Origin of the sequence: Pseudorhodobacter sp. W20_MBD10_FR17 (genome assembly GCF_052119765.1) — a bacterium.
GTDB lineage: Bacteria > Pseudomonadota > Alphaproteobacteria > Rhodobacterales > Rhodobacteraceae > Pseudorhodobacter.
In genome coordinates, this window is the sequence record NZ_JBGQOQ010000085.1 from 1 (window position 1) to 3,524 (window position 3,524).

Annotated in this window: 3 protein-coding genes and 1 pseudogene; all 4 read left to right on the plus strand. The window is 57.7% G+C overall.

Annotated elements, in window-relative coordinates:
• Positions 1-322 precede the first annotated feature (322 nt).
• Positions 323-982, plus strand: coding sequence for an alpha/beta fold hydrolase (locus tag ACEN2J_RS20505; protein WP_442108572.1), 660 nt, complete (start codon positions 323-325; stop codon positions 980-982).
• A gap of 87 nt (positions 983-1,069) precedes the next feature.
• The gene (gene otnK, locus ACEN2J_RS20510; protein WP_442108573.1) at positions 1,070-2,344 is read left to right on the plus strand and encodes a 3-oxo-tetronate kinase; all 1,275 of its coding nucleotides are present in this window, start codon (positions 1,070-1,072) and stop codon (positions 2,342-2,344) included.
• Positions 2,341-2,991: a 3-oxo-tetronate 4-phosphate decarboxylase gene (otnC, locus tag ACEN2J_RS20515; RefSeq protein WP_442108575.1), complete on the plus strand. Its 651-nt coding sequence runs from the start codon at positions 2,341-2,343 to the stop codon at positions 2,989-2,991. Before otnK ends, otnC begins: the two co-directional genes overlap by 4 nt.
• A pseudogene (locus ACEN2J_RS20520) lies at positions 2,988-3,452 on the plus strand (TIM barrel protein); the annotation flags it as partial. The gene otnC and the pseudogene ACEN2J_RS20520, both read left to right, overlap by 4 nt.
• Between the last annotated feature and the right edge of the window lie 72 nt (positions 3,453-3,524).

Here is a 3,524-nt window from a genome sequence, read left to right on the forward strand (position 1 = left end):
GTCGAAGCCCAATCGAATACCGTAAAAGCCTAGGACTTATGACGTAAAAACAGTCCAAGTTTTTGTCCGCATCCCCCCAAACGGCGCGGCGTCCCCGTTGGCATTTTCTGTAGCTCCGGCGAGGAGGCGCGGACCCGCGTGGAGCAAGGTTTCCATCTTGTCACACCCGGCAATGACTTTGCCCATCTAAGCCGCAGCATGCGCGATGCTGTGCGTGTCACCCTTGCCGAGAAAACCCCTGAAGGCCCTTCACAAAATGGATACTAGGGGGCTGGCAAATCGTCCTTGGCTATTGCTACCGGGAACACTCTGCACGGTCGCAGTGTTCGATGGCTTTCTGAATGCACTCGGCGTGGGACCTGCACAACGGTACGTTGTCGAGTTGGATCGGCCATCGGTCGATGATTATCAGCCGATATTTGACGGGTTGTCCGAGGATACAATCGTTTGCGGCTTTTCTCTTGGGGCCATCGTTGCCGCCCATTATGCCGACAGGATGACGGCCCACCACCTAGTTCTGTTTGGTGTAAATCCGCTCGCCGACGATCCTGCAAAAGCGCAGTCGCGACATGATCTTGCGGCGGATGTCATAAGATGCGGCGGTGCGGCGGCGTTGCAAGCCCGTGAACTGGAAGTTCATGGCCCGACACCAGACGTAACCCGTGAAATGGTTTACGAAATGGCCAACGCTTCGGCGAATATGATCGAAACACAGACGCAGCTTGCTCTGTCCAGGCCGGGCGCTCTGCCAGCACTAAGTAGCGCCTGCATGCCGGTTATATCCTTTACCGGATCGCTGGATCGCTCCGCTCCAACTGTACAGGGCCTGGCCGCGGCGCAATCGGCACCCGACGGACAGTTTTGCGCATTGGAAGGTTTGGGCCATTTTGCCCTAATCGAAGACCCACACGCCTGCGCGGCCGCCCTGCGACATTTAATGGAAACACACGATGCCCCAGCAATCCACCACCACGCTGATTGATCGCCTTTACTGCTGCGATACCAAACGTGGTTTTGTGGCGTACCCGCGCCACGCGGTGGTCTGGGGCTATATTGAAAAGGCAAGCACATGACCGGAACAATACTTGGCTGCATCGCAGATGATTTCACAGGCGCGACTGACCTTGCCGGATTGCTGGCGCGCAGCGGGGTAAAGGTGTCTCTGCGCATAGGCATTCCCGATCAGCCCCCAACTCAGACAAGCCCCTTCGAGGTGATCGCGCTGAAATCTCGCACTGCGCCTGTGGCTGACGCAGTGGCAGAGGCTCGTGCCGCGTTGGCGTGGTTGCGTAAGGCTGGGGCGCAGCGCTTCTTTTGGAAGTATTGCTCGACCTTCGACAGCACGGCAGAGGGCAATATCGGCCCTGTCGCAGAGGCGCTAATGGCTGATCTAGACGCCGATCAGACGATCTATTGCCCTGCGTTTCCTGAAAACGGACGGTCCATTTTCATGGGCAATCTGTTTGTCGGCCAACAGCCGCTTTCTGAAAGCCCGATGAAGGACCATCCGCTGACACCTATGCGGGACAGCAATTTAGTGCGGCTTCTTGCGCCACAGGTCACAAAGCCTGTCGGCCTGATCGACCGAATGACGGTAGCAATGGGTGCCGTCGCCCTGCGCTCCAGCCTTGATGCGCATCGTTCTGATGGCACGGCTCATATCGTTGTGGATGCAGTTGCAAATGCCGACCTTGAAACCATTGCTGCCGCCTGCAGAGATATGCCGCTAATGACTGGCGGTTCCGCCGTTGCAATGCCATTGCCAGCCCTCTATTTGGCGGATGGCCTGCTAGCTGCAAATGCGCAGAAACAAGTCTCACGCATCATTGGCCCCGAAACGATAGTCCTATCGGGCAGTTGTTCAGAGATGACGAATGCGCAGGTCGCCAACTATCGCGCAACGGGTGCGCCAAGCTACCAGCTTGATCCCTTGGTCTTAAACAAGACAGGTGAAGGTCCGGTTTTGGACTGGCTCGCAGGGCAGGACCTTACAAAGGCGCCCTTGATCTACGCGACGGTCGATCCGGCAAGTGTTAAGGCAGCGCAGATGAAACTAGGCGTGGCCGCTGCCGGCGAGCTGATCGAGCGAACGTTGGCAGCCTGTGCCGTGACAGCACGCAACGCAGGCGCGCGGCGCATCATCGTGGCAGGCGGGGAAACCTCGGGCGCGGTCACCAAAGCATTGGAGATTTCACAACTTGATATCGCCGCGGAAATCGCTCCGGGCGTGCCGTGGACCTATTGCACATCCGCGGGCCACGAGATTGCGCTGGCGCTCAAGTCCGGCAACTTCGGAAAGCCGTCGTTCTTCGCGGACGCTCTGACGACATTGGCCAACACATGAGCGCGGACGCCAACCTGAGAGACCACATCTGCCTACTTGCCAAGTCCATGTTTGACCGTGGCCTGACAGGTGGTAGCACAGGCAACATTTCAGCCCGCACGCCCGACGGCGGACTTCTGGTGTCGCCGACAGGCACGAGCTTTGGCCGTCTTGATCCTGCGCGTCTCAGTCGGTTTGACGTGAAAGGCAGATTGACCGGCGGCGACGCCCCAACCAAGGAAATGTCACTTCATTCTGCGTTCTATGACACGCGATCGACCGTAGGCGCCGTGGTGCATCTGCACGCGTGCCATTCGGTTGCCTTGTCTATGATGCCCGACGCAAACGAAGACGATTTTCTACCGCATTTGACCCCTTATGCGATCATGAAGCTGGGTAAGGTCAAGCTGTTGCCGTTCTTTATGCCCGGCGACTCTGCAATGGGCGACGCCGTGCGCGGGTTGGCGGGAAAACGGTCTGCCGTCATGTTGGCCAATCATGGGCCTGTCGTCGCGGGCAAGGATGTAGAGGCCGCATGCAACGCAATCGAGGAACTCGAAGATTCGGCGCGACTGGCGATGATGACGCGGGGCATGTCGCCGCGCGAGCTGTCCGATCGGGATGTCCTAAAATTGATCACAACCTTCAACGTGGAGTGGGATGCATGAAACTTTCCGCTAATTTAGGTTTTCTTTGGTCTGAGCTGTCCTTGCCCAACGCAATCCGCGCTGCCAATGCCGCCGGTTTCGATGCGGTCGAATGTCATTGGCCCTTTGATACGCCGGCATCCGACATCCTGACAGCTTTGCAAGAAACCGGACTAATGATGCTGGGGCTGAACACGCGCCGCGGGAATGTTACCGCAGGGGATAACGGTCTGGCTGCTCTGCCAGATCGTGTCGCCGAAGCACGTGCTGCCATCGACGAGGCTATCGCTTACGCCGATGCGATCGGATGCAAGACTGTTCACGTCATGGCGGGGTTTTCAAAAGGCAAAAAGGCGCATGACTGCTTTGTCGCGAACTTGACCTACGCCTGCGCGCGGGCCGCGCCTGTAGGGATCACGATCCTGATTGAGCCGCTCAATAAATACGATGCGCCGAATTATTTCCTGACAACGACATCTGAGAACGGCAGTGCAAAAGTGAGCCACGGAAGTGGCGTGATAATCTCGCTGCGGGCAGCGTAAAATGTTGCCACT

Coding starts and splice junctions, on each gene's coding strand:
- otnK (WP_442108573.1), top strand. CDS start 1,070: ATGACCGGAACAATACTTGGCTGCATCGCAGATGATTTCACAGGCGCG.
- otnC (WP_442108575.1), top strand. CDS start 2,341: ATGAGCGCGGACGCCAACCTGAGAGACCACATCTGCCTACTTGCCAAG.